The organism is Savagea serpentis, from assembly GCF_015351395.1.
Taxonomy (GTDB): Bacteria; Bacillota; Bacilli; order Bacillales_A; family Planococcaceae; genus Savagea; species Savagea serpentis.
Map to the genome: position 1 here is coordinate 1,144,461 of NZ_JADKPV010000001.1, position 26,313 is coordinate 1,170,773.

General features: G+C 39.3%; 20 protein-coding genes. 1 reads left to right on the top strand and 19 read right to left on the bottom strand.

The window, feature by feature from the left end; genetic code table 11:
- Window positions 1-9 precede the first annotated feature (9 nt).
- From IRY55_RS05925 to IRY55_RS06015, 19 genes are all read right to left on the bottom strand, one after another.
- The gene (locus IRY55_RS05925; RefSeq protein ID WP_194562313.1) at window positions 10-1,206 is read right to left on the bottom strand and encodes a cryptochrome/photolyase family protein; all 1,197 of its coding nucleotides are present in this window, start codon (window positions 1,204-1,206) and stop codon (window positions 10-12) included.
- A gap of 63 nt (window positions 1,207-1,269) precedes the next feature.
- Window positions 1,270-1,818 carry a restriction endonuclease gene (locus IRY55_RS05930; protein ID WP_235961025.1) on the bottom strand — a complete coding sequence of 183 codons (549 nt, stop codon included), beginning with the start codon at window positions 1,816-1,818 and terminating at the stop codon, window positions 1,270-1,272.
- A gap of 51 nt (window positions 1,819-1,869) precedes the next feature.
- A complete protein-coding gene (rarD, locus tag IRY55_RS05935; protein WP_194562314.1) occupies window positions 1,870-2,766 on the bottom strand; it encodes an EamA family transporter RarD in 897 nt (298 codons plus the stop codon).
- Window positions 2,767-2,879: 113 nt separating this feature from the next.
- A complete protein-coding gene (locus IRY55_RS05940) occupies window positions 2,880-3,986 on the bottom strand; it encodes a mandelate racemase/muconate lactonizing enzyme family protein (RefSeq protein ID WP_194562315.1) in 1,107 nt (368 codons plus the stop codon).
- The gene (locus IRY55_RS05945; protein WP_194562316.1) at window positions 3,983-5,134 is read right to left on the bottom strand and encodes a M20 metallopeptidase family protein; all 1,152 of its coding nucleotides are present in this window, start codon (window positions 5,132-5,134) and stop codon (window positions 3,983-3,985) included. Before IRY55_RS05945 ends, IRY55_RS05940 begins: the two co-directional genes overlap by 4 nt.
- A 15-nt stretch (window positions 5,135-5,149) precedes the next feature.
- On the bottom strand, window positions 5,150-6,544 hold the full coding sequence (locus tag IRY55_RS05950) for a YfcC family protein (protein ID WP_194562317.1): 1,395 nt from the start codon (window positions 6,542-6,544) through the stop codon (window positions 5,150-5,152).
- Between the two features lie 146 nt (window positions 6,545-6,690).
- Window positions 6,691-7,578, bottom strand: a complete 888-nt coding sequence (locus IRY55_RS05955; RefSeq protein ID WP_328799627.1) for a LysR family transcriptional regulator — start codon at window positions 7,576-7,578, stop codon at window positions 6,691-6,693.
- A gap of 22 nt (window positions 7,579-7,600) precedes the next feature.
- On the bottom strand, window positions 7,601-8,899 hold the full coding sequence (locus IRY55_RS05960) for a helix-turn-helix domain-containing protein (protein ID WP_194562318.1): 1,299 nt from the start codon (window positions 8,897-8,899) through the stop codon (window positions 7,601-7,603).
- Window positions 8,900-9,106: 207 nt separating this feature from the next.
- Window positions 9,107-10,522, bottom strand: a complete 1,416-nt coding sequence (locus tag IRY55_RS05965) for a M20 family metallopeptidase (protein ID WP_194562319.1) — start codon at window positions 10,520-10,522, stop codon at window positions 9,107-9,109.
- A complete protein-coding gene (locus tag IRY55_RS05970; RefSeq protein WP_194562320.1) occupies window positions 10,523-11,923 on the bottom strand; it encodes a sodium/glutamate symporter family protein in 1,401 nt (466 codons plus the stop codon). It lies immediately after the preceding gene.
- 411 nt (window positions 11,924-12,334) lie between these two features.
- Window positions 12,335-13,864 (bottom strand): alkyl hydroperoxide reductase subunit F, encoded by a 1,530-nt coding sequence (gene ahpF, locus IRY55_RS05975; protein ID WP_194562321.1) that lies wholly within the window; start codon window positions 13,862-13,864, stop codon window positions 12,335-12,337.
- Window positions 13,865-13,878: 14 nt separating this feature from the next.
- Window positions 13,879-14,442 (bottom strand): alkyl hydroperoxide reductase subunit C, encoded by a 564-nt coding sequence (gene ahpC / locus IRY55_RS05980; RefSeq protein WP_194562322.1) that lies wholly within the window; start codon window positions 14,440-14,442, stop codon window positions 13,879-13,881.
- A 455-nt stretch (window positions 14,443-14,897) separates the two neighbouring features.
- Window positions 14,898-15,854, bottom strand: coding sequence for a formimidoylglutamase (gene hutG / locus IRY55_RS05985; RefSeq protein WP_235961026.1), 957 nt, complete (start codon window positions 15,852-15,854; stop codon window positions 14,898-14,900).
- Window positions 15,847-17,094, bottom strand: a complete 1,248-nt coding sequence (gene hutI, locus IRY55_RS05990) for an imidazolonepropionase (protein ID WP_194562323.1) — start codon at window positions 17,092-17,094, stop codon at window positions 15,847-15,849. The genes hutG and hutI overlap by 8 nt, the downstream gene beginning before the upstream one ends.
- Before the next feature lie 15 nt (window positions 17,095-17,109).
- On the bottom strand, window positions 17,110-18,672 hold the full coding sequence (locus IRY55_RS05995) for an AraC family transcriptional regulator (protein ID WP_194562324.1): 1,563 nt from the start codon (window positions 18,670-18,672) through the stop codon (window positions 17,110-17,112).
- A 25-nt stretch (window positions 18,673-18,697) separates the two neighbouring features.
- On the bottom strand, window positions 18,698-20,347 hold the full coding sequence (hutU, locus tag IRY55_RS06000) for a urocanate hydratase (RefSeq protein ID WP_194562325.1): 1,650 nt from the start codon (window positions 20,345-20,347) through the stop codon (window positions 18,698-18,700).
- Between the two features lie 65 nt (window positions 20,348-20,412).
- The gene (gene hutU, locus IRY55_RS06005; RefSeq protein ID WP_194562326.1) at window positions 20,413-22,077 is read right to left on the bottom strand and encodes a urocanate hydratase; all 1,665 of its coding nucleotides are present in this window, start codon (window positions 22,075-22,077) and stop codon (window positions 20,413-20,415) included.
- Between the two features lie 39 nt (window positions 22,078-22,116).
- Window positions 22,117-23,265, bottom strand: a complete 1,149-nt coding sequence (locus tag IRY55_RS06010; RefSeq protein WP_194562327.1) for an acyl-CoA dehydrogenase family protein — start codon at window positions 23,263-23,265, stop codon at window positions 22,117-22,119.
- Window positions 23,266-23,280: 15 nt separating this feature from the next.
- Window positions 23,281-24,411 carry a CaiB/BaiF CoA transferase family protein gene (locus IRY55_RS06015; RefSeq protein WP_194562328.1) on the bottom strand — a complete coding sequence of 377 codons (1,131 nt, stop codon included), beginning with the start codon at window positions 24,409-24,411 and terminating at the stop codon, window positions 23,281-23,283.
- Window positions 24,412-24,786: 375 nt separating this feature from the next.
- On the opposite strand from IRY55_RS06015, the gene IRY55_RS06020 reads away from it, so the two are divergent.
- Entirely contained in the window at window positions 24,787-26,133 is a 1,347-nt protein-coding gene (locus IRY55_RS06020) for a YjiH family protein (RefSeq protein ID WP_235961027.1), read from the top strand.
- The last annotated feature ends 180 nt before the right edge of the window (window positions 26,134-26,313 follow it).

A 26,313-nucleotide genomic window follows, 5' to 3' on the forward strand; every position in this document is an offset into this window, starting at 1 on the left:
ACTGAAATTTTAAATGATATGCGAATCATTCGAGTTATTTTGTTTCCATTGTTCATAGTGAGACAGTGCATGTTTTCTCGCTTCGTCATGCATAACGATTGCGTCATTTTGTTCCCGGTGTACATCTTGAACTTTTGGACACCACGTGCGGATATACGTTCCACTTGCTGCATATTTCTTCCCTTGCTCTAATGGATTGAAAATTCGGAAGTATGGGCTGCTATCCACTCCTACTCCTGCAACCCATTGCCAATTTAATGCATTTGATGCTTCATCTGCATCGACGAGCGTTTCCATAAAATATTTCATCCCTTTACGCCAATCGATCCGCAAATGTTTCGTTAAAAATGATGCGGTAATCATGCGGAGTCGATTGTGCATATAACCGGTTTGCCAAAGTTCGCGCATTGCAGCGTCAACGATGGGATATCCTGTTTCTCCACGACACCAACGCGTAAACTGTACTTCATCATCTCGCCAAGGAAATGTTTGAAACTTTTCATATAGCGGACGTTCTGTTACATGAGGCTGTGCCCAAGCCGTCATATGGGCAAATTCACGCCATAATAATTGCCGAACAAACGCCTCTTCTTTAAGACCAAACGCTAAAATTGTGCGAGATGTCACGAGTCCTGTACTTAAATAAGGACTGAGTCTTGTCACAGCCTCATTTTCAATTTCATCACGTGCTTCTGCATAACGAGATAAGTCAATCGTTTCTAAATACGTCAGTACATCTTCTTCGCGATAGAGTGGGAGTGTAACGGTTTTACTCCACCGTGGCCACTGTACATCGACTTCTGACCAAGGGATTTCTACTTTTTCTTGCTTACGCCAAGTGACAGAAGCTTCTTCAACTTGAAAAGGATACATTTTCGCTTTTTTATAAAAAGGGGTGAATTTTTGATACGGCTTGCCTGCTCCTGTTACGATTTGTGTCCATTCGACAAGCTTTGGGCGCTCTATTTGATGACCGTATGCCCAAACTTCACTCTCTTTCGGAATATGAGAGACGAAAACGACTGGTATATTGTATGTTTTCATTTTTTCTCTCCAAGCAATGGCGATTTTCATCTCATACACATCCCGCATCGTCCACTTTTTTGGAACGACATGGACAAATCCGATCGCCCCATGTTCCATTGCCTCAGCAACGAGCCGATTATCCCTCGTCCGCATCGCTTCTTTTGTCCAAATCCAAATCATTAATTTTCCCTCCAATAAAAATAACGCCAGAAAAACAATCCGACGTCATTCTTTTCTATGTAATTACTTTTTAATCGTTCTATGCATTTTCATGATACCATCTCGATCAATTAATATGACTCCATTAGCTTTAGCTAATTTTTGTGCAGGCGCTGTAAAATAGTTGTTCGTTACTACAAACGCTTCATGCGCCTTGTAGTGAGGTTTCGCAGCGACGATTTCTTGTACCGCTTTAACACCCACTTTATTTTTGTAACGTTTCGTTTGAATTGCACTCATTTTTCCTTCTCGTTTCACAATTAAGTCTGCTCCAAAATCATTAGACTGAGGTGTCAATTGCACCGTATATCCTAATTTTCGATACAATTGCGCCACCCATTCTTCAAATTCACGGCCTGACATTTGATCTACTTGGTCCATTCCCATATCCATCAATAAATTACGTTGACGACGTATAAGAGCTAAATCAATATAATGAACAATACCTAATAAAATAATAAAAACACCTAAAATCACTTTCCAATTGAATCCCGTAAAAAATAGAAGAATCGCGATAATACAGCTAACGGACCATCCTAGACTTCCAAACCTTTCTTCATTCTTTTGACTCATTTTTTCACCCCTCTATCAACATACCATATTTCCTATGTTTATAGAGAAAACTCATATTCTCTTTTTCTTCGATTGCATATAAGTGGAAACTGAGAAAAGGGCAACGGCCATCCAAATAAAGGTGAATGTGACAATTTGCGTTTTGTCAAATGGCTCTTTATATAAGAACACACCGAGCATAAAACTGATCGTTGGTGCTAAAAATTGGATGAATCCTAACATATAGAGCGGCATCGATTGCGCGCCTTTTGCGAAAAAGATCAAAGGCAATGCTGTCGCAATACCACTTAAAATGAGTAAAATATTCGTTTTTGCATCGACTTGAAATAAAGAAGTAGGCGTTGTAGAAGCGAGATACGCATAAGCGATTAAAGCGAGTGGCACAATGAGTGCCGTTTCAATCGCTAACCCACGCAATGCATCGAGTTGTATTTGTTTTTTCAATACGCCGTATGTCGCAAATGAAAAAGCGAGCACGAGTGCAACCCACGGTATGACACCAGCCGTCCAAACCATATATAAAACACCGATCATCGCAATCGCGACAGATACAAGCACTGCTTTCGACAATTTTTCACGGAAAAAGAGGACGCCAAATAAAATCGAAAGCAATGGATTCATATAATACCCTAAACTCGTCTGTAAAATGTGCCCGTTTTGAACCGCCCAGATGTACGTAAACCAATTCACCGAAATGATTAAAGAGGCTGCAAATAACGACAATAGTTGTTTTTTGTTTTTCCATAAATACTCACAATCTGCGCGTAACGCTGGCAGCTTCCCGATTAAACCGATTAAAATAAACGTCATGATAAATGACCAAATGATGCGATTTAACAATACTTCCATACTGTTGACATCTTCGATTAATTTCCAATAAATCGGAAATATCCCCCAAATGATGTACGCACCGATCGCAAATAAAATACCACTTTTCTGTTGACTCATCGTATCCCTTCTTTTCTTTCGCTATTTCTTTATTATATTTCAATTTCCGAAATTTTTATAGAGTCATTCGACTCGCATATAAAAAAACCGCTCTTTTCAGAACGGTTCCTTCTTTATTCAATACATGCTCGTTGTACCGTGATGGAAGATACATATGTTTCATCGACCTCGATACCAAGCCCTGGAGCTTTCGTTAACAATAACTGTTCCCCATCAAAAGGTACTCCTGCGACATCTTGTGTAAACATGAGCGGTCCTACCATTTCATTCGTTTCGATAATCGTTCGACTCATCGATAAATGAGCACCTGCCATCGTCGCAATCGCCGATTCTACCATCGAACCGACTTGACAAGGCATATTGGCGCTTTCTGCCAAACTTGCTAAACCGAGCGCGCGGTAAATGCCGCCTGCTTTCATCAACTTAATGTTGAGCATGTCGGCCGCTTCTTCTCGAATGACTTCCGTCAAATCGTGCATCGACTGTACCCCTTCATCGATCATAATCGCGGACGAAACCGATTCTCGAATATGACGCATCGTGCGATAATCATGTGCTTTGACGGGTTGTTCGTACCATTCTACCGCACAATGTTGCGTCGCTTCTATCACTTGAAGTGCTTCCGTTCGACTCCATCCTTGGTTTGCATCGACACGTAAATAAGCGTCTTCTCCGATCGCATCACGCACTTGACAAATACGTGCAATATCCGCCTTTGCATCTGTTCCCACTTTTATTTTAATATGCTTATACCCTTCTGCTACGTAACGCTTTGCATCTTCTGCCATTTCTTGAGGTGTTTTAATACTGATGACACGCGGTACCATCAATGTATCATGAGCACGGCCTCCTAATAACTCATACAATGGTAAATTCGCACATTTTCCCATCGCGTCATACAGTGCAATATCGAGCGCTGCTTTCGCACTTGGTGAACCTAAAATTTGCGCATCCCATTGCTGATGAATGGCATCAATTTGAAACGGACTCTTCCCGATTAAAAGAGGGGCAAGTTCATGAACGATGACGTCATATGTACTATGCCACGTTTCCCCTGTCACATTTTGATCGGGAACCGCTTCTCCCCATCCGACAATGCCATTGTCTAATTCAATGCGTGTAAAAATGGTCGGCATATCATCTAATCGCACGTAAGAAATAATAAAAGGTTCAATTAACGGCAAACGCGCTTGAAATACGTCTACTTTTACGATGTTCATTCCGCTTCCTCCTCATACGATTGAACGAGTTCAACCATGAATTGAATAGCATTAGGGATGACTTCTTCGTCGATTGTAAATTTCGGATGATGGTGAGGATATTGACTCCCTTCTCCCCCCATTCCAACAAAGACGAAGGCACCTTTTGCTCGTTCAGTATAATAAGCAAAATCTTCTCCCCCCATAACCGGTTTCACTTCTTCAAAATGAGCAGCGCCAAAAGTTTGTTCAATCACTCGTTGAACGCGACGAGCACATTGTACATCGTTCACTAAAGGTGGTGTTCCAACAATATATTCAACAGAAGCCGTTCCACCAAATGCTTCTGCCATCCGTTCACTGATTTGAACGATTTCTCGTTTCGCTAAAGCAACGGCATTCGGAGAAAGTGCGCGAATCGTTCCAATTAATTTCGCACGGTCTGGAATAATATTGTATGTCGTCCCTGCTTCAATTTGACCCACTGAAATAACAGCTGAATCGACCGCATCTAATTTACGACTAATGATGCTTTGTAGTCCTTGAATAATATGGCTGGCAATATAGATCGGATCCACCGTTTCGTGTGGCATTGAACCGTGTCCGCCCGCCCCTTGAATCGTAATTTCGAAGTCATCGATTGAGGCCATCATCGGTCCGTGAGCGAGACCTATTTTCTCTTTCTCCATCCCTTGCCATAAATGTAAACCGTATATCGCGTCGACATTTTGCAACACTCCTTGACGCACGAGTGCATCAGCACCACTCGGTGTAATTTCTTCAGCGGATTGGAAAATAAGGATGACATTTGGAGCGACTTGCTCTCGATGTTCAACGAGCCATTTCGCAACCGCTAATAAAATCGCTGTATGTCCATCATGTCCACAAGCATGCATGACGCCTTCATTTTTTGACGGGAAGTCGACATCCGCTTCTTCTGTAACAGGCAACGCATCAATATCTGCTCGTAATGCAATCGTTTTACTTCCTTTCGTTCCCTTTATATAGCCGACGACGCCAGGCTCTTTAAAAGGTAAACGCTCAATACCTAGTTGTTGTAAACGCTTTGCGATATAGGCGGTCGTTTCATATTCTGTTCCTGATAATTCAGGATGTTGGTGAAAGTAGCGACGATCGGCAATCGCCTCTTGTACATATTGTTGTATCATCTCTATTCCTCCTCTTTAAAATGGACCGTACTGAATCATTTGTGCAATGACTAAAAAGATAATCGCTACAATCATTTCCATAATGATAAATGGCATGACCCAACGTAACCACTTGCTCCACGAAATTCCCGCAAGTGATAAGCTAGCCATTAAATAACCGACAGTCGGGAAAATCATATTTGACATCCCGTCCCCGAGCTGATAAGCGAGTACCGCCGTTTGACGCGTAACGCCTAACATTTCAGAAAGAGGTGCCATAATTGGCATCGTCAAGGCTGCTTGACCACTTCCTGAAGGAACTAAAAAGTTCAAACCTGTTTGGAATACGAACATACCGACCGCATTTAACACACTCGGTAATGAACCTAACACTGCTGCGACACCGTATAAAATCGTATCAATTAATTGTGCTTCATTAAAAATAATTAAAATCGTTTGAGCGAACCCGATAATCAGTGCACCACTCACTAATTCACGCGCACCATCAATGAATGCGTCCGCAATTTCACCAGGAGCTAATTTCCCGACGAGTCCCATTAATACCCCGTACATTAAAAAGAGCCCAGCAATTTCTGTAATATACCAATCATGTACTTTCACACCATACATTAAAACGATAAAATTTGATAAAAATAATAACATGACGAGTGTATGGCGCATCGGCATTTTACCTTCTAATTTCGGCACATCTTGAGCCGTTTGCGTTCCAAAAATTCCTTTAGAAGGATCTTGTTTCACTTTTTTCGCATGATGCATAACAAATGTTGTTGCGAGTATATATAAAACGACGAATAAAGCAATTCGCAAACCGATCCCTGAAAACATCGGCAATCCGGCAATTTCTTGTGCGATTCCAATTGTAAATGGATTCATCACAGCAGAAGAGAATCCGACAGAAGCTCCGAGCATCACGATTGCAAATCCTGTCATTGAGTCGAAACCTAAAGCAATCGCTAATGGAACTAGTATTCCAACATAGACAATCGTTTCATCCGACATGCCCATCAATGATCCAGCAAATGCGAAAAACAACATTAAAACAGGAATTAATAACATTTCACGTTTCGCCATTTTCACGGATAGCATAGCGATAAATGACGATAAAGCTCCTGTTTTCGTTAAAATCCCAAACGTTCCGCCAACAATTAAAACGAAGAAAATAATATTCGCTCCTGCATACATTCCAGAATGAATACTGCTGAATATTCCGAGGACACTGACAGGATTGGATTCAACATATTCGAATGTCCCAGGTGCGATGACATCGCGCCCTCCGACTTCCGTTCGTTCAAATTGGCCAGCAGGCACGATATACGTTAATGCTGCTGCAAATAATATAAGGGAAAAGATTAACACATAGACATTAATTCCTTTTGACTGTGGTTCATTTTCTTTTATGTTCGTACTCATTGTACTCTCTCCTTCGTCGTTACCGAGTGAATATTTATACATATCATTGTAAAAGAATACGCAAGGAAAGAGAAATTACTTTTTCTAATCGTTACGATAAAAAAACTTAAATGTTTGGAAAATAACGTTAAAAAAGCGCTGAGTACTCACTCAACGCTCCTTTGTTGCCGAATTACCAACCAACGTTTTTCAATTAACTTCACAAATGCTTGCACGTTTTGAAAGTCCTTCATGTCAGAAGGGTACATCATATACGTTTGCAAACGTTTCGGAAAACGAGCTAATACTTGAACCGCTCCTGATTCGATTTCCTTTTGCAAAATTAAATCACTTAACAACGCAATTCCTGCTCCTCCAATGACAGCCTCTTTAATCGCATCTTCGCTACCGACTTCAACAATCGTTTTCGGTCTGCAATTTAGCTCATCTAAACAGCGCTGAATCATCGGTACCATTCCGTATGTAATAAACGGATACTGCTCGAACAATAAAGAAAGATCACACTGCGCATCCACTTCTGCATGCGCGACGAGCACAAGATCTTCTTCATCGATGCAAATATGTTCCACTCCTGACAATTCGAAATAGCCTGCTGTAATCCCAATATCTGCTTCATTCGTCTGCAATAGCTGAACAGTCGTTTCACTTGTCGCACAAACGAGTGAAAAATGAACGTCTTTATTTCCCTTCAAAAAATCGCTCATAATTGCTCCTAAATAAAAGCTGCAATAAAATTCGGATGCTGCCACCGTCAAACGTCCAAAAGGAGAATCAAATTGACGTAAATCCTCCTCGATCTCTTCAACGAACGCAAACAGGGTTCCCGTATGCTTATAAAGCATCTTGCCAACTTCGGTTAAATATAATTTTTTCCCCATGCGATTAAATAGCGGATGATGTAATTCTTCTTCCAACACTTTAATTTGTTGACTGATCGTCGGTTGGCTATAATTTAGTAATTCTGCTGCCTTCGTAAAATTTAAACATTGCGCAACGACGTGAAATGTTTTTAAATTTCGTAAGTCGATGATGATTCTTCCTCTCTGTTCTGTGCCATCATGCTAAATAATGAGCATTAAAATAATAGACATTAGCCGGGCGACCGACTTTCCCTTTTTCTTCTTCTACTCGGACGAGATTCACTTCAACAGCTGACTTTAAAATGCGATTGGCTGTACGTACTGTCACGTTCAAGGCGGTCGCAAATTGTTGGCTCGTCAATTTCGTATAATCAACGGTTGAAAAAGCGTACAGCACTTTGTTTAATTGATCACGCGTTAAACGATCATCCTTTTGCCACTGCTCACTTTGCCGCAATAACTCATTTGAATGGAGCGTTGTCTCTTTATATAAAAGAGGGCCAATCAATTCCTCTTCATGTTGGATATATGTGCTACTAAAATCATTATGCAAAGAATAATCTAACGCATTTTTAGCATTCATTTGTGCTTCCGATATCGTTCGTCCTACTCCCCATCCGATATGAATCTCTCCTCGCTGTTTCACTAATTCATTTAACAAGGCGCACGCGTTGAAATGATTCGTTAGCGACACGAGTGTTTCATACGTCGTATTTAATTCAAAGCCTTCTAACGCATCGCGGACGAAAAGTTGAGGATACTGTTCCATTTGAAACTCTAGTAAAGCAGCATGTATTTTCAACTCTTCAATTCTTTTTTTCTGCTTATGAGATGGCTTTATTTTCACATATCCGTAAACAATTTGATTGTTGCGCAAATGTTCATGTTCGATTTGAGCGAATAAGTCATGTACAATATTGCGCATTGTTTCTGGTGAAATTTCAAAATAAACGTATGGGATATTCGCTTTTTCGAGCATAGGAATAATATTAGCAAATCGGGTAAATACATATTTTGCTCGTTTTGACTGAATCATGTCGGTATGAAATTGAAACACTTCTTCATACACATTATCTCCAAAGTCATTCTCGTCTTTTTCTAATAAGTAAGGACGATGAGCGTTTGGTAGCGCCTCAATCCATTCTTGAATCTTTTTTGACTCTGCCGCGAAATCAAGGACGGTATGTTGAAGTTCAAATCGACGGTTTTCAATTACAATTTCTAATAATTGTTTATAAAAATCTTCCGCCGACAATTGAAAATAGCGATATGGTACAGAAATATCTAACTGTGATTGTACAACTGTTTTATAAGAAACATATCCACTAAATAAAAGACCATCGACCATTTGTTGTACTGCTAAAAATTGGGCAACAACTTCTTCTACTTCATAATACGGATAAAAATAAAAAGTTGCAGTATCTTTATGTTGTTGCACTAACATCGTTTCTATTCTTTCTCTCTGTTCAACTGGAACGAACACTCCGATTTTCACTGAGATCCCTTCCTTTCCAACATGTCTTTATCAAATTGCTATGTAGCAACTCCTTCATGCATTTTAACATATGTTTTGCTCGCCATATACTAATGATGATGAGATTGATCGCTAACGATTTAAGCCATGGCTTCAAGGACTTTTTTTCAATTAAAAACACCCTAAAATTTTACTTTTAGGGTGTTACTCAAAATGATTCATTTCTTTCTATTCTTCTTTTTGACCATTTGGATGAATATGAGCGGGAATCGGACAAATATATCCTCGTTCCCCGATTGCTTCTTGGTGTTCTCGTTTCATTTCATCCAACAATTCCTCATTTTGTATCGCTTTTAAGCCGACATTTGCTAAGACTTTTGCAACTTGCATCATCCCTTTATGTGCATAGCTCGTTTTTCCTTGTGCGACAAGTTGCCATGAATGGAATGGCGTACCTGTTGCACAAGTCGTCATAATGCATTGTCCTGTCGGAGCAACCCAGCTAACATCTCCTACGTCTGTAGATCCTGGTAGCGGTTGTTTCAGCTCAAAATAAGGAATTAAGACATCCGATAGTGGTTTTCGGAAAGCGAAATCGAACTGTTTCATTCCGAAGTTTTTCGACATTTTTTCTTCCATTGTTAACGTCTCGTAAAATTGCTCTGCAAGCTTCATTTCTTCTTCTGTAAACGCTGGCGCTCCAACTTCTTGCATCGTTTCGTATATTACTTTATTAATCGAACTGAGCGGAATGAAGTTGGAACATGCTTTATCAAATGTCACTTCTACCGCTGTTTCTGTCATTAAAGCGGCACCTTCTGCAATTTTTTGAATGCGCTCATAAATATGTTGCGCTTCTGCGATATGTGGCGCTCGAATTAAGTAGAGCACTTCTGCTTCCGCTTGTACGACGTTCGGAGACGCTCCCCCTGTATTCGTCACAGCGTAATGAAAACGAGCTTGTGGCGAGACATGTTCTCGTAAATAGTTCGCCCCGACGTTCATCAATTCTACAGCATCTAATGCACTGCGTCCTAAATGAGGAGAGGCTGCTGCATGTGCGCTTTTTCCCTTAAATTTAAAAGAAGCTTGTACGTTCGCTAATGTGCTAGCAGTCCATGCGACGTTCACAGGGCCAGGATGCCACGTTAATGCTAAATCGACATCGTCAAAAACACCCGCGCGCGCCATATATGTTTTTCCAGAACCACCTTCTTCAGCGGGACAACCGTAAAAACGTACCGTTCCTTGAATATTATGTTCTTCAACGTATCGTTTTAAAGCTGTCGCGGCTGCTAAAGCGCCTACCCCTAATAAATTATGTCCACATCCGTGACCATTCCCTCCATGTTCAATAGGCTGTTGCGTTGCTACATTCGCTTCTTGGCTTAATTGCGGAAGCGCATCGTACTCTCCTAAAAATGCAATAACGGGTGAACCACTTCCTACTTCTGCGACAAATGCCGTTTCAATTTGGGCGATATTTTTTTGAACACGAAACCCTTCTTCTTCTAAACGTTCAACTAAGTAGCTAGCTGACGTATGCTCTTCATACTTCACTTCAGGATGATCCCAAATGAAATCGCTCATCTCTTTCCACTGCTTTTCATTATTGTCGATAAATTGTTCAATCCATGTTGTCATTTAAATCGTCCTTTCTTGTTTTCGTCTTGAAAATACTAACAATCCAATCGTAATCACGAGTAAAATCGCATAAAAGGCTATTCCAACACCGACTCCTGAGTTCACTAATAACCCGAATGATAGCGGGAATAAAATAAAGCCGATAACACTATTCATTGAATACGCAATCGAATAATCATTCAATACGGGTGATTTTAATTTCGGATCGACCATTTTCAAAAGTAATATTCCTGTTAAAAAGACACCCGTACATGTTCCGAGTATCGCCATACTTTTTTCGAACCAATATGTGTCGAAATATTTTTTCGATACGTACAAAACAGTGACGACCGTTAATAATAATGTGCCAAATACCATGATGAGAAGCGGTAATAAATAAGTGAAGAGCGCTTCTATCGGTAAGCTAATAATCGCTGCGACAATCGCAAACTCTGTGAACACGGAAGCGATTTTTGATTTCGTCGTAGAATCGACGAGATGAGCTAACTTCATCTTTTGCATCATACCCCAGACGATATACATTAAAATAATCGCATACGCCCATTCGGGTATTAAACTAAGAAGTGGGATTTGTGCCGCTTTCAGTAAAGCGGTTACAACGAATGCAAGACCACTCACTGCTAATATGAGCGCTAAATGAAAACCGTAACTATCGATGGATGAAGCATCAGTCGTCTCTACACCTGCGGACGTACGCTCTTCCGTTTTTAAAATGCCTGTATTCAATGTTAAAGACGTCCGATCATTCGCTTGAATAAATTCAGTATATCCTTTTCTTGCTGCAATATTAATTAAAAAGATTCCGAGTAATAGCCCTCCAATGAGTCCAACAGTAGCAGTCGTTGTCGTGACACCTTGGGCTGTATTCCAATACGATTGATCCATTGACTGCAACAAACTACCGACAACACCTGCTGTACCATGCCCTCCTGTAAAACCAGCAGATACTTCTGTTCCAAATGTCGGATATAAATCAGGTAATGAAGTTTTTCTAAATATAAAAGCAACGAATAAACTAAATAAATTTTGTAAGCCCCCGATGATGACTAAAATAAGTAAAAATGTGTAAATTGGTTTAGAACCTTGCTTCTCTCCTATTCTCTTTTGTGCTTTTTTTAAACCGAGTGGTACAGAAGCGACAACTGGTATGATGAGTAGTCCTGGCAAAATAGAAGCGATCGCAATCCAATCTTCTCGTATGGGGAGTAGTGCATACTGTTTTAATACGATTGGACCGAGTAATAAACCGATAAATCCACCAATCACAGAAGCTGGTAAAAATAACTTTTGAAACGCTTTCACTTTTGCCCGCAATAATGTTCCTACTAGTAATAATGCGCTAATAAAAATAAATGTAAAAAATAATTGTTCTAACATATACTTCAAAGCAACTAAATCCAACTCTTCACCCCTTTTAAGACAACGTCTTTTATTATTCTTAAATTAATTAATCAAACAATATCATACGTTTTAAAAAAGTGCAATCCTTTATTTTCATTTGAGTATAAAAAATGTGCATCTCTTTTATATGCATAAGACAATGGCGCGGATCATGATTCGTTATCCTTAGCAAATAGAGAGGATACAGGCCTTCCATGCCAAATAATCAATTCACATTATTGTGAATTGATCATTTCATCCATTTCGCTTAGCTTGGAGATGTTAGAACGAGCGAAGCTATTAAAAGAATTCATCATTTTCTCTATTCATCGGGGAAAAGTATCGAACACAATTACCGTTTCAGAAACATATTAAATATAAACAAAACAAAAATCCCTCATTTATAAAAATGAGAGATTACATAATTGATAGTTAGTTACGAATTAAGTGATCGAATGCGCCGAGTGCTGCTGTTGCTCCTGCACCCATTGAGATGATAATTTGTTTGTATGCGCTATTTGTACAGTCGCCTGCCGCAAATACGCCAGGTACGTTTGTAGCACCATTTTTCTCAATTTCGATTTCACCAAAGCGATTGCGATTTACGACACCATCTAACCATTCCGTATTTGGAACGAGACCGATTTGAACGAAGACACCTTCTAATTCAACGTGGTGTTCTTCATTTGTTTCACGATCGATATACGTAATGCCATTCACTTTGTCGTCGCCTGTAATTTCTTTCGTTTGTGCGTTTGTGAAAACATCAACGTTCGGCAAGCTACGTAAACGTTCTTGTAACACATCATCCGCTTTTAATGTATCGGCGAATTCTAATACCGTTACATGCTCAACGATTCCTGCTAAGTCGATCGCTGCTTCAACGCCTGAGTTACCTCCACCGATAACAGCGACACGTTTACCTTCAAAGAGTGGGCCGTCACAGTGTGGACAGTATGCGACACCTTTGTTTTTAAACTCTGCTTCACCAGGGACATTGACATTTCTCCAACGTGCACCCGTTGCGAGTACGACTGATTTTCCTTTCACCATCGCACCGTTAGAAAGTCCGATTTCAATGAAATCATCCGTCTTTTTCAATTCGCTCGCTTTCAATGTATTCATAATGTCTACATTGTATTCTTTCACGTGCTCTTCAAGATTCGCTGCGAGTTGTGGTCCTTCTGTTTTCTTCACACTGATGAAGTTTTCGATGCTTAACGTATCGAGCACTTGACCGCCGAAACGCTCTGCGACAATCCCTGTACGGAGCCCTTTACGCGCTGCATAAATCGCTGCACTCGCTCCTGCTGGACCGCCACCAACGACGAGTACGTCAAATGGATCTTTCGCATTAATTTCTGCTGGGTCTACTTCATTTCCAAGTTTCACAAGAATTTCTTCAAGTGTCATACGACCGCTTCCGAAAAATTCACCGTTTAAAAAGACAGCGGGTACTGCCATAATCTCTTTTTCTTCTACTTCTTGCTTAAATGTCGCACCGTCGATCATCGTATGTGAAATATTTGGGTTTAATACACTCATAATATTTAATGCTTGTACGACGTCTGGACAATTATGACATGATAAGCTAACGTACGTTTCAAATTGAAGTGTATCTTCAATATTTTTCACTTGTTGCATCACGGCTTCGTCTACTTTTGGAGCGCGACCGCTCACTTGAAGTAATGCGAGCACGAGTGATGTGAACTCTTCGCCTAATGGAATCCCTGCGAAGACGATCCCTGTGTTTTCTCCTGTTTTGTTAACACTAAAACTAGGCGTACGCTCTAATGGCGTACGCTCTAGTTTAATGTTAGGAGACATGCTCTCGAGTTCTTCAACGAATTGTTTCATATCGTTAGAAGAATCCGAGTCGTCAAGGCTTACTTGTAAAGTAACCTCGCCTTCCATTAGCTCTAAATACTGAGCTAATTGCGCTTTAATGTCTGCATCTAACATATTGTATGGCCTCCTTAAATTTTACCAACTAAGTCAAGGCTTGGTTTCAACGTTTTACCGTCTTCTTTCCATTTTGCCGGGCAAACTTCACCTGGGTTTGTGCGCACGTATTGTGCTGCTTTAATTTTGTCGATTAACGCGCTCGCGTCACGTCCGATTCCGCCTGCGTTAATTTCCATCATTTGGATAACACCGTCTGGATCGATGATGAATGTTCCACGTTGTGCAAGGCCATCTTCTTCGTCTAAAACGTCGAATTGGTTGATTAATTTGTGAGCTGGGTCACCGATCATTGCGTATTCGAGTTTACCGATCGCTTCTGAGTGGTCGTGCCATGCTTTATGCGTGAAGTGAGTATCTGATGAACATGAGTAAATTTCAACGTCCATACCTTTTAAAGTTTCGTACTGTTCTTGTAAGTCTTCTAATTCTGTTGGACATACGAAAGTGAAGTCCGCTGGGTAGAAGCAAAGTACCGTCCAGTTTCCTTTAAAGTTCTCTTCTGTTACTGTTAAAAATTCACCATTTTTGAAAGCCTGTAATGAGAAAGGCTCTACTTGTTTGCCGATTAATGACATAATCAAATTCCTCCTTCAATAATTTAGAATGATTTCTTCTTTATAATTATTATTATATACTATATCATTCCAAAAGACAAGCGATAACTAAAACGTCTTTTCAGTCTGTCGTAAATAACTTAGAAAGAAGATCCATTCATAATCTATTACACTTCTATTATATAGAGAGTACTCACTTCATTGTCAAGTGATACCCTAAGTAAACGTCATCTATTTTACAATGCCTTCTTAATTCAAAGGTTACGATTGCCTCTTCCAAGGAAATATGAGTATCGCCAAATGTTCATGCGTAAAACTTCCTTTGAGAATATTTGAATTTAATTGAAAAAGAATGTTTATATTTTTTGAAATTATAGATTAAAATCTTTACTTTCAAGTAAGTTAAATCATTTTGAACTTAAGAAATACCGAACTGTTACGAAGACAGTTCGGTGTTTACGATAAATTGTATTTAATTAAGGATTCATTCGTGCTACAATCGCTTGATTGATAAAATAAGCTCCTAATTTTGCTGTCTGGTTGTCCCGGTCATACGTAGGGTTTATTTCGCATATATCGAAAGATACTGCTTTATTTTGTTGCATGACATAATCAATTATTTTATTCGTAATAAATGGATCTATTCCTAAAGGCGTTGTAGCACTGACCCCTGGTGCATAAGCTGTATTTAACACATCAACACAAAGTGTCAAGTATACTGCGTCTTGCATATTCATAAATTCTTGTAATTGTCTTTTGATTTTCTCCCAATTGGACATCGTTACTTCTGCCGCTTCCATTACAGTTACATCGTAATCTTTCGCTACATTATGTAACGATGTCGTGTTTCCAAAAGGTTGAATACCTAAAACACAATAAGAAGCATTTGGATCTTCGTCTTGAATTTGCAAAAACATCGTTCCTGAAGAGACTTGTTGATCATATGGACGCATATCGTAATGCGCGTCGATATTGATGATACCTAGCTTTACGTCCTCACCTAACGCTTCACGTACCCCTAAATAATTTCCGTATGTTGTTTCATGTCCACCACCGATTACAATAGCGAGTCCTTCTTGTTGTATAGTTTCAGAAACAGCTTGTTTTAATTTCACATATCCGCCTTCTAAATCATTGCCTTGTATTTCGATATCCCCTGCATCTTCTATCGATACTTCAGATGGCAACGTCCACGGTATACTCGATAATTGTTCTCGTACAAATTTGGGTGCTTGTTTAGCACCGAGGCGACCGCTGTTGCGACGAACTCCTTCTTCACTTGCAAAACCGATTAAGCGAACAAATTTATTTTGACGTGGCTCATTCACTACTTGATGATATCGAAAAGTAGAAGGATCCGTCTCAGAATCAACTCTCCCGCTCCACTGAAACATTTGAGTGCCTACTACTCGTTCTCTTTCATTACTAGACAATTTGATTGCCTTCTTTCCATACTGAAACAACATGGTTTACTCCGAATAAATATTGAAGTTCTTGATAAGTTGCGACATCCCACATGACGATATCTCCTTTTTTACCAACTTCTAATGATCCTACCTCATCTTCCATACCTATTGCGCAAGCACCATTGTATGTCGCTGCAGTAAGAGCTTCTGCTGGAGTGAGTCGCATAGTAATACATGCTAAATTCATAACTAAAGGCATTGAAGTTGTAGGTGATGAACCAGGATTATTATCAGTTGAAATTGCCACTGCTACTCCTTCGTCAATCATCTTTCGTCCTTCTGCCGCTTCTTCTCTAAGGAATAATGCAGTAGCTGGTAATAAACATGCAATGACCCCTGCTTCCGCCATATCTTTAATTCCTTGATCTGAAGCTTTCAATAAATGTTCAGCCGAAATTGCTTTCACTTTCGCAGCTAATTCTGCTCCTCCGTATGCCTCAATTTCATCTGCGTGTATTTTAGGAATCAATCCATACTCTTTCCCTGCCTCTAAAATTCTTTCTGATTGCTCAGGAGTAAATACACCTTTCTCACAAAATACATCATTAAATTTTGCTAATTTTTCTTCTGCAACAATTGGTAACATATCATTAATAATATGTTCTACAAACTCGTCTTCTTTTCCTTTGTATTCTTCTGGAACTGCATGAGCTCCCATAAATGTAGGAACTAAGTCGATTGGATGCTCTTTTTGTAAACGTTGCATAACGCGTAACTGCTTTAATTCTGTTTCCCAGTTCATTCCATATCCACTTTTACTTTCAACAGTCGTTACACCGTGAGTTAAAAATGAATCTAATCGACGCTTCGTCTGTTCGAACAACTCATCTTCTGTCGCTTCACGTGTCATTCTCGTAGTAGCGTGTATCCCTCCACCTTCGTTCATAATTTCCATATAGGTGGCTCCTTGTAAACGACGCTCAAATTCATTCGCTCGGCTTCCACCAAACACTACGTGAGTGTGCGCATCTACTAAACCTGGCGTTACAAGACAATCTGTTGCGTCTACAACTTCATCTGCCTCTGCTTCATATTTAGGAACCAATTCTTTTGATAATCCAACCGCTTCAATTCTTCCATCTACGATATATATAGCACCATCTTCTATAACATTTAATTCGGACATTTCTTCTTTCTTTCTCGCTCCTTTAATTGTTGAAGAAAGCGTCGCAAGTTGTGAGGCATTTTTAATTAATAATGAACTCATAATGAAAAACTCCTTTTATATACTTTTTCGAATTTTCGAATTCCGATATTGTGTCGGTGTTTGTCCGACAGTCGATTTAAATACACGGCTAAAATAACGAGCATCTCCATAACCGACCTGTGTTGCAATTTGATAGACAGTGTAGTTTAAATCAAGTAGTAATTCTTTTGCCTTTTCTATTCGTTTGTTTGTCAAATAGTCTACAAATGTTGTATCTGTTGCCTTTTTAAATAGATTGCTAAAATAATTCGAACTGAGTTGGACATGTTCAGCAATTTCTTCTAATGTTATTGGGTGCTCATAATGTTCTTCAATATACTGCACTGCCTTTTGAATTGATCGAATCGACTGTTCACTTCGATTCATAGACACTTCATTCATCAACTGAGTAGACACAGTAGAAAATACTGCTCTAGCTTCTTCTACATTTTCAAAAACTCTTATATGATTTTGAGTCTCTTCATATAAACGAAGAACATTCTCTTTATCAGCACCACTTTGTATTGCAGAGCGAGCAATTGTAGAGAGTAAATCATTCATTTGAATCCGTAACATTTGTGGTTGCGTGTTTCGATTTGTAAACATTTGTTCTTCTAATTCTTTTAGTTCTGCTTCAATCGCTTGAAAATTACATGCTCTCAATTTGCTAATAAATGCTGCTTCATTAAATGTAAACAACATATCTTCTTCTGTTGATTTTAATTGATTGTAATGAATAACCGTATTATTCCCACAAAAGAAACGGTTTTCTTGAGCTTTTACAGCTTCTTCAAAAGAAATTTGAATATTCCTCACATCTTCATAAAATCGTCCAATTCCGATTGTGACAGTGTAGTTCGTCATTTCATAAATATAATTTTTACAAAGTGTCGCTACTTCAATTGCATGTTGCTCATATTTTTTGTAATTCATTTGAATTTCTGCAGCATATAAAATTGCGATTTTTTCAGGCGCAACAGGAATGATAATCGATTTAGAATGCATCCCTTCTAAACAACTTCCCAATTGCTCCATCACTTCATTCCGTAATGCCCATTTCCATTTTTTACTCTTGTTGCGGACATATTTATGGAAATGATCAATATGGACTACAAACACAAGGTTTGGCATTGCAAGTAAGCCACACTCTTGACTCCTCATCCAAATATCACGTGGACTCATAATTCCACCAAATAATAAATCATAAGCTAAGCTTGTCTTTAATTGTCTCGTTCTTTCTATATTAAAAGCAATTCTACGCTCTCTCATTAACCGTTGCTCTTTTAAATAAATAAATATTTCAGTTATTTGGTCTATTTCGATTACATCTAGACATCCTCGTTGAAAAAATTTGCGAATTTCATCTTTAGTAAATCTTTTACCGACGACAATCGCTTCACTCATTTGTTGAGTTGACAATCCCTTCACCTTTTGACAATCTACTAAAATAAGGTCTCCCAGCTGAAAAGGTATTGTCCTCAATGAGTCCGTATCTATCCATTCATAATATTCATCAATATTTTGTTTTTTATATTGTCTCTGTATGACTGTTCTATGTGTATCGTTTGTGATCGCTATAAATATCTTGTTCTTTTTCATTCTATGTCTCCCCCTTTGGTCGACATTACAATGGTTTTTTCAATTTATGGGTACGAACCATTTCTTGAGCTTTTTCATAACCAGCATCCGCTAACCGAATAATACTTAATGCTGGGTCCATTTTTAATACTCGCTCTAACTTTTTCGCTCCGGCTAATGTTCCATCAGCTACAACTGTCATACCCGTGTGTATGGAGTTTCCAATTCCAACTCCTCCACCGTGCTGAATTGTGACCATCGATGCTCCTGCACTCGCGTTGAGCATCCCGAGCAAAATAGGCCAGTCGGCTACTGAATCACTACCATCTTTCATCGCCTCTGACTCTCGGTATGGCGCTGCAATCGTGCTTGCTTCAGAGTGATCTCGCGTAATCGCAACAGGTCCCTGTAACTCTCCATTCGCCACCATATCATTTAAAATTTGTCCTAATTCGATTCGCTCTTCATAATTTAACCAGCATGTACGGGCGGGTAATCCATAGAAGTGTAAATTGTTTTGAACATAAGTTAACCATCTCTGTAAACGAGTATCGTGCGCGTAACGATTTAATAATTTTTCGTCTATTGCATATATGTCACTTGGGCTTCCTGAAAGGGCTATCCATCGACAAGGCCCACGTCCTTCACTATAAAGTGGACGAATATATTGGGTTACAAAATTCGGGATATTAAAAGCTCTTTCTAATCCATTTTTATAGGCTTGCCCTCTAATATTATTTCCATAATCAAATACAACTGCTTCTCTTCTTTGAAATTCAAGCATCGCTTTCACATGGCGAACCACCGAACGTTGCGCTAAATTAATATATGTTTTTCGTTTATTTTTACGTAAATAATTAGCTTGTTCTAAAGTGAGACCTTCTGGTACGTAACCATCAACTAAGTCATGAGCAGCTGTTTGATCCGTCACAATAGAGGGCGTAAAATTCAAGTTCAACATTTCACGATAGACATCTGGCGCATTTCCAATTAAAGCAATCGCCAACGGTTGCTTTAATTCTGCTGCTTCTTGAGCAAGTTCAATCGCACGTTTCGTAGAGTGAACGGCTATATCACAATAATTGTTTAACAATCGACGATTCACTTTTTCTTCATCAATTTCTACAATAATTGATACTCCACCGTGCATAGAAATAGAAAGCGGTTGTGCCGATCCCATGCCACCAAGCCCAGAACTGAGCACAATACGTCCCTTTAATGAGTCGTCAAAGTAACGGGCTGCAATCTCCCCCATCGTTTCAAAAGTTGTTTGCAAAATACCTTGCACTCCGATATAAGACCAACTTGCGGCTGTAGCTTGTCCATACATTGTCAATCCTTTTTCTTCCAAACTTTTAAACATCGCATCGGTCGCCATTGCTGGAACGAGCATAGAAGTAGAAGAAATAACACGTGGGGCATCTTCATAGGTTTTAAACACACCTACCGGCTTTCCCGATTGTATGAGCAATGTTTCATCACGTTTCAATCTTTTTAACTGAGCAATGATTTGTTGAAGTGATTGTTCATCTCGTGCTGCCTTACCTCGTCCACCATACACAATTAACTCATCTGGACGTTCCGCTACACGCGGATCCAAACTATTTAACAATAATCTTAACAACGCTTCTGTCTCCCAAGTTTCACAAGATAAGCTTTGGCCGATTGGAGAATACCAAGGTTTTCGTTCATTCATTTGCAACACTCCTTTGAAAATGGGTAAAACTGTCCCACTTTTCTTGCGGGACAGTGCCATTCATTTTATTGTTCAAGCATTGGAATGCGTACACCACGTTCTTTTGCAACATCGATTGCACGTTCATATCCTGCGTCAGCATGACGAATAACACCCATTCCCGGATCTGAAACTAGAACGCGTTCAATTCGTTGACGTGCTTCTTCTGAACCATCTGCTACAAGAACTTGACCTGCGTGTAAAGAATAACCCATTCCAACGCCACCACCATGGTGAACACTTACCCAGCTCGCTCCGCCTGATGTATTAATTAATGCGTTTAAAATTGGCCAGTCTGCAATCGCATCTGAACCGTCTTTCATCGATTCAGTCTCACGATTTGGAGAGGCTACAGAACCCGAATCTAAATGATCTCGACCGAAGACGATCGGTGCTGAAATTTCTCCACTTGCAACCATTTCGTTCACTTTCAATGCGAACTTATGACGCTCGCCATATCCGAGCCAGAAAATACGTGACGGTAAACCTTGCCACTGTACCATTTCTTGAGCCATATCAATCCAGTTCACAAGCGCTTCATCGTGACCGAACATTTCTTTTGCTAATGCATCTGTTTTGTAAATATCTTCTGGATCTCCTGAAAGTGCTGCCCAACGGAAAGGCCCTTTCCCTTCACAGAAGAGTGGACGTAAATATGCTGGAACGAATCCTGGGAAGTCGAAAGCATTTTCAACACCCATTTCTTTTGCATACTTACGAATGTTATTTCCGTAGTCAAATGTTTCCGCACCTTTCGCTTGGAAATCTAACATTGCTTGAACGTGAGTTGCCATCGATTGTTTCGATTTTAACTCATACGTTTCTGGATCTGACTTACGTAATTCGAGTGCTTCTTCAAATGTCATACCGTGTGGTACATACCCGTTCAATGGATCATGAGCACTTGTTTGGTCTGTTACGATATCTGGAATGATGTTACGTTCTAACATTTCTGGGTATACTGCCGCACAGTTTCCGACGAGACCGATTGATGCTGGTGTGCCTTCCTTCTGGAATTTTTCAGCCATTTCGAGTGCTTCGTCTAAGTTTTCTGCTAAGTAATCACAGTAGCCTTCTTCGATTTTACGTTCGATTCGTTTACGATCTACTTCAACGACGATAATAACTGCTTTCGCCATTTTTCCAGCGAGCGGTTGTGCACCACTCATACCACCCATACCACCTGTGACAATAAGTTTCCCTGTTAAATCAGGTGTGCCGAATACTTTTTTACCCGCTTCGACGAAACTTAAGTAAGTACCTTGTAAAATTCCTTGAGCTCCGATATAAATCCAGCTTCCTGCTGTCATTTGACCGTACATCATTAAACCTTTTTCTTCTAAATCGTAAAACGTTTCCCAATTCGCCCATGCTGGTACGATGTTTGAGTTTGCAAGCAATACACGTGGAGCCATTTCATGAGTGCGGAAAATTCCGACTGGCTTACCTGATTGAACGAGTAAAGTTTCATCATTTTCTAATTCTTTCAATGAAGCAACAATCGCATCATAAGCTTCCCAATTACGAGCTGCTTTTCCGATTCCGCCATATACGACTAAGTTTTCTGGATCTTCCGCTACTTCTGGATCTAAGTTATTCATCAACATACGAAGCGCTGCTTCTTGTTGCCATCCTTTACAAGTTAATTTATTACCGCGTGGTGCGCGAATTACACGTTTTTCATTTGTCATTTCTTTTTCCTCCTCTATTATGAACAATCTTTATATTCATTAGTCACGTGGGATTACGTGACTTGCGATAACCATTTTTTGTACTTGTGATGTACCTTCAAAAATTTCGAGAATTCGTTGATCTCGGTATAAACGTTCAACGACATAATCTTTCATATAGCCGTAACCACCATGGATTTGAACAGCTTTATTCACGACACGATTCGATGCTTCCGCTGTAAACAATTTCGAAATCGCAGCTTCTCTCGATAAACGATAACCTTTTTTGTCTTTTAAGCTTGCTGCAAAGTAAGTATATAAACGACTCATTTCGACATCTGTTGCCATTTCTGCAATCATCCACTGTAACCCTTGGAATTGGTTGATTGGCTGATCAAATGCGATACGTTCTTTTGAATAATTTAACGTTTCATCAAGTGCAGCTTGTGATAATCCAACAGCCATTGCTGCGATACCGATTCGACCACGATCGACTACTTGCATCGCTAATTTAAATGCGCTATGTGGTTCACCAATCATGTTTTCTTTAGGTACGCGTAAGTTTTCGAAGAACAGTTCATGTGTGCGCGCTCCACGAATACCCATCTTGTCATCTCCTGCACCGTATACGAGACCAGGAGTACCTTTCTCTACGATGAATGCACTAATTCCGTGAGCTCCTTTTGACAAGTCTGTTTTTGCATAGACGACAATGATATCCGCATACTTTGCGTTCGTGATAAACACTTTTGAACCATTGATGACCCAATCATCACCATCTTGTACTGCTGTTGTTTTCATTGAGTTAACATCTGTTCCACCACTTGGCTCTGTCAAACCGAATGCAAATAAGTAATTACCGCGACATCCTGGCACTAAAAACTTATCGCGTTGTTCTCGACTCGTACAACCGAGATATAAAGAATCAATTCCTAAGTAGTGAGCAGTTAAAATCGATCCTGTCGCTGCACAAGCACGAGTAATTTCTTCTACTGCGATCGCTTCAGTAATCGCATCCGCTCCTACACCGCCATCTTCTTCTGGGTAAGCAATACCCATTAAACCTAGTTCTGCTAATTGTGGAATTGTTTCAGTTGGAAAGCGGTTCTCTTCATCTAATTCGACTGCGAGTGGCTTCAACACTTCTTCACTATACTCTTTCACCATACGGCGAATTTCTAGTTGTTCATCCGTTAAGTCAAAATTCATCTTCATCTCTCTCCTTTATTTTTTAAATACGGTATTGTGCTCACCAAGCATAGGTGGAGCATTTGATGGATCAGCAGGGGTAGCTGATAATTTCGCTGGGTTTCCGACAAGCGTCATCTTTCCAGCAATCGGATGCTCGATATCAACAAGCATTTCACGTACTTTCATTTGTTCATCTTGCACGACTTCTTCGATTGATTGAATACGAGAAGCTGGTAAGCCAGCATCTAACAACATCGATTCTGCTTCTTCCACCGTATAAGATGATAAAAAATTTTCAATGATTACTTTGAGTTCTTGTTCATGACTTGTTCGAAGTTCATCCGTAGTGAAACGTTCATCCTCAATTAGCTCAGGTTGCTCCATAATATGACAGAGCTTTTCGAATAATGGATTGTTTGCGATAGCGATAACGATATAACCGTCTTTCACACGATACGCATCGAATGGTGTACTTAATGGGTGACGACTTCCGACACGTCCAGGGTTAATTCCGGCAACCGTATTTTGTAAAACGTTCGTTTCTAACATCGCTACGATAGAATCCATCATAGCTACATCAACAAACTGTCCTTCTCCTGTTCTTTCTTTATGGAAGAGTGCAACGAGTGTACCGTATGTAGCAAAAAGCGCTGCGCTCATATCTCCTAATGAAGATCCTGTTCGAGTAGGTGGGGTATGTTCGTATCCAGTGATACTCATCATACCTCCCATCGCTTGTGCGACGAGATCATACGCAGGACGTTCTTTATAAGGGCCATTTTGACCGAATCCTGAAATAGAAGTGTAAATAATGTTCGGATTAAGCGCTTTCACACTATCGTAGTCTAGACCAAACTTTTCCATAATTCCTGGTCGATAATTTTCAACGACAATATCTACTTCGCGGATTAAGTTTCGGATGATTTCTAAATCTTGTTCATCTTTCAAATTGATCTCTATACTTTTCTTTCCGCGGTTCAATAAAGAGTAGTATGCACTCTCTCCCTTTTGATAAGGACCGAAATGTCGTGAATCATCTCCTGAGCCAGGCCGTTCAACTTTAATAACTTCTGCACCCATATCTGCTAATAGCATCGTACAGTATGGACCCGCTAATACACGGCTGAAGTCTAAAATCTTAACGCCTTCTAGCGCTTTTTTCATCTTTCAACTCTCCCTTCATATTTTGTATACGTTTTCATTATTGCAATGTAGTCGGAACATGGATAGATACAAATTTTATGATTATGTGCACTTTTTACAGTACGCCCCTTCAAAAAGTATACATTTATAAGATTTCAGCAAAATACTTCTTCAAATTATCTAGTTAAAACTTAAGTGACATTAACTTTAACCTTAATAAGCACACATATCCTCGACATCACTATATCAATTTTTATAGATTTTCGTCTGTATATAGTGCAAGATTTCATAAAACATTCAACCTATACATCGTTTTATATCAACTTTATACTTATCAATAAGTTTTAATAAACAATTATGTTAGCGCTTTCTTTTTGATGCGAAGGAGGAATGGAATTGAATCAACAATTAGAACAACCGATTGCAAACAATCAACAAAGTATCAATCGCGCCACTCCATTAAATGTCTTTAAATTTTTCTTTTATAGTATTATAGGGATTGTCGTTTTCTTTATTCCTGTTGAATTTAATGGGAAATCCTCCATTATTTTAGATCATATTGTTACAATTATATCTGTATGGAGTCCAACATTCGTTACCTATTTCTCATTACTCGTTTTATTTATGGGTGCTGTTTACCCATTCATCACTAAAACTTGGAATAATAGTAATGTAGACTTAATTTTTTCTTTATTTAAAATACTAGGTTTCATTGCAGGAGCGATGATTATTTTCGGAGTTGGTCCTGCTTGGTTATTTGATCCTTCGATGGGACCCTTCTTAATGGACAAACTTATTAAGCCAGTTAGCTTACTCGTTCCAATCGGGGCTATTTTTTTAGCTTTACTCGTCAGTTATGGATTACTTGAATTTGTCGGAATCTTTATGCAACCTGTTATGCGCCCAATTTTCAAAACTCCTGGACGCTCCGCAATTGATGCGGTAGCCTCATTCGTTGGAAGTTACTCAATTGGATTGCTCGTTACTAACCGAATTTATAACGAAGGGAAATACACATTTCGAGAAGCTGCCATCGTAGCAACTGGATTTTCTACCGTATCTGTAACTTTTATGGTCGTGATTGCTAACACATTAAATATTATGGATAAATGGAATTTGTTTTTCTGGACAGCATTTATTATCACATTTATTGTAACCGCTATCACCGTTAGAATTTGGCCACTTTCTTCTTATAAAGATGAATATAAAACAGGGGAAGGATCTCCAGAAGTCATCGTTCGAAAAGATCGATTTAAAGTTGCATGGAGAGAAGCGATGATTGTCGCTGACACTACACCGAACCTACCAACTAATATATGGATAAATTTAAAAGATGGTCTGCGTATGACCTTCAACATTTTACCTACCATTATGTCTATTGGATTGTTAGGACTTGTATTAGCGACATTCACGCCTGTTTTCGACATATTAGGATATTTATTTGTCCCAATTACGTACTTACTACAAGCACCTGAACCATTATTAACAGCAAAAGCTGCTGCTATTTCTATTTCAGAGATTTTCTTACCATCTTTACTTGTTACAGAAGCGATGGTAGCGACGAAATTTATCGTTGCAGTATTGTCGGTTTCAGCTATTTTATTTTTCTCGGCGATTATTCCTACTATTTTAGCAACGGATATTAGAATCAGCATTCGCGACTTAATCATCATTTGGTTTGAACGTGTCGTATTAACTTTAATTATCGTTATCCCATTAACGGTCTATGTGTTTGCTTTATAAACAACTTTTATTTCATAATTAAATGTAACTTAATGAAAAAGCCGATCCACTTTTATAATTCGTAAAAGTGGATCGGCTTTATTAAATTACTAGTTAAAATAGAATAAAAGATTAAAAAAGTCGAACTTGAGCTGCTCAAGTTCGACTTTTTTAATTTTGACTAGTTATGTCCAAGCCTCT

Excerpts from the sequence above, each read along its gene's own strand:
- ahpC (WP_194562322.1), bottom strand. The coding sequence starts at position 14,442 with ATGTCATTAATCGGCAAACAAGTAGAGCCTTTCTCATTACAGGCTTTC.
- hutI (WP_194562323.1), bottom strand. The coding sequence starts at position 17,094 with ATGAGTTCATTATTAATTAAAAATGCCTCACAACTTGCGACGCTTTCT.
- IRY55_RS05965 (WP_194562319.1), bottom strand. The coding sequence starts at position 10,522 with ATGACAACATGGATTGAACAATTTATCGACAATAATGAAAAGCAGTGG.
- IRY55_RS05950 (WP_194562317.1), bottom strand. The coding sequence starts at position 6,544 with ATGAGTACGAACATAAAAGAAAATGAACCACAGTCAAAAGGAATTAAT.
- IRY55_RS05930 (WP_235961025.1), bottom strand. The coding sequence starts at position 1,818 with ATGAGTCAAAAGAATGAAGAAAGGTTTGGAAGTCTAGGATGGTCCGTT.
- hutU (WP_194562326.1), bottom strand. The coding sequence starts at position 22,077 with ATGACAAATGAAAAACGTGTAATTCGCGCACCACGCGGTAATAAATTA.
- IRY55_RS05940 (WP_194562315.1), bottom strand. The coding sequence starts at position 3,986 with ATGAACATCGTAAAAGTAGACGTATTTCAAGCGCGTTTGCCGTTAATT.
- hutU (WP_194562325.1), bottom strand. The coding sequence starts at position 20,347 with ATGAATGAACGAAAACCTTGGTATTCTCCAATCGGCCAAAGCTTATCT.
- IRY55_RS05925 (WP_194562313.1), bottom strand. The coding sequence starts at position 1,206 with ATGATTTGGATTTGGACAAAAGAAGCGATGCGGACGAGGGATAATCGG.
- IRY55_RS06015 (WP_194562328.1), bottom strand. The coding sequence starts at position 24,411 with ATGAAAAAAGCGCTAGAAGGCGTTAAGATTTTAGACTTCAGCCGTGTA.
- IRY55_RS06010 (WP_194562327.1), bottom strand. The coding sequence starts at position 23,265 with ATGAATTTTGACTTAACGGATGAACAACTAGAAATTCGCCGTATGGTG.
- ahpF (WP_194562321.1), bottom strand. The coding sequence starts at position 13,864 with ATGTTAGATGCAGACATTAAAGCGCAATTAGCTCAGTATTTAGAGCTA.
- rarD (WP_194562314.1), bottom strand. The coding sequence starts at position 2,766 with ATGAGTCAACAGAAAAGTGGTATTTTATTTGCGATCGGTGCGTACATC.
- IRY55_RS05995 (WP_194562324.1), bottom strand. The coding sequence starts at position 18,672 with ATGAAAAAGAACAAGATATTTATAGCGATCACAAACGATACACATAGA.
- IRY55_RS05945 (WP_194562316.1), bottom strand. The coding sequence starts at position 5,134 with ATGATACAACAATATGTACAAGAGGCGATTGCCGATCGTCGCTACTTT.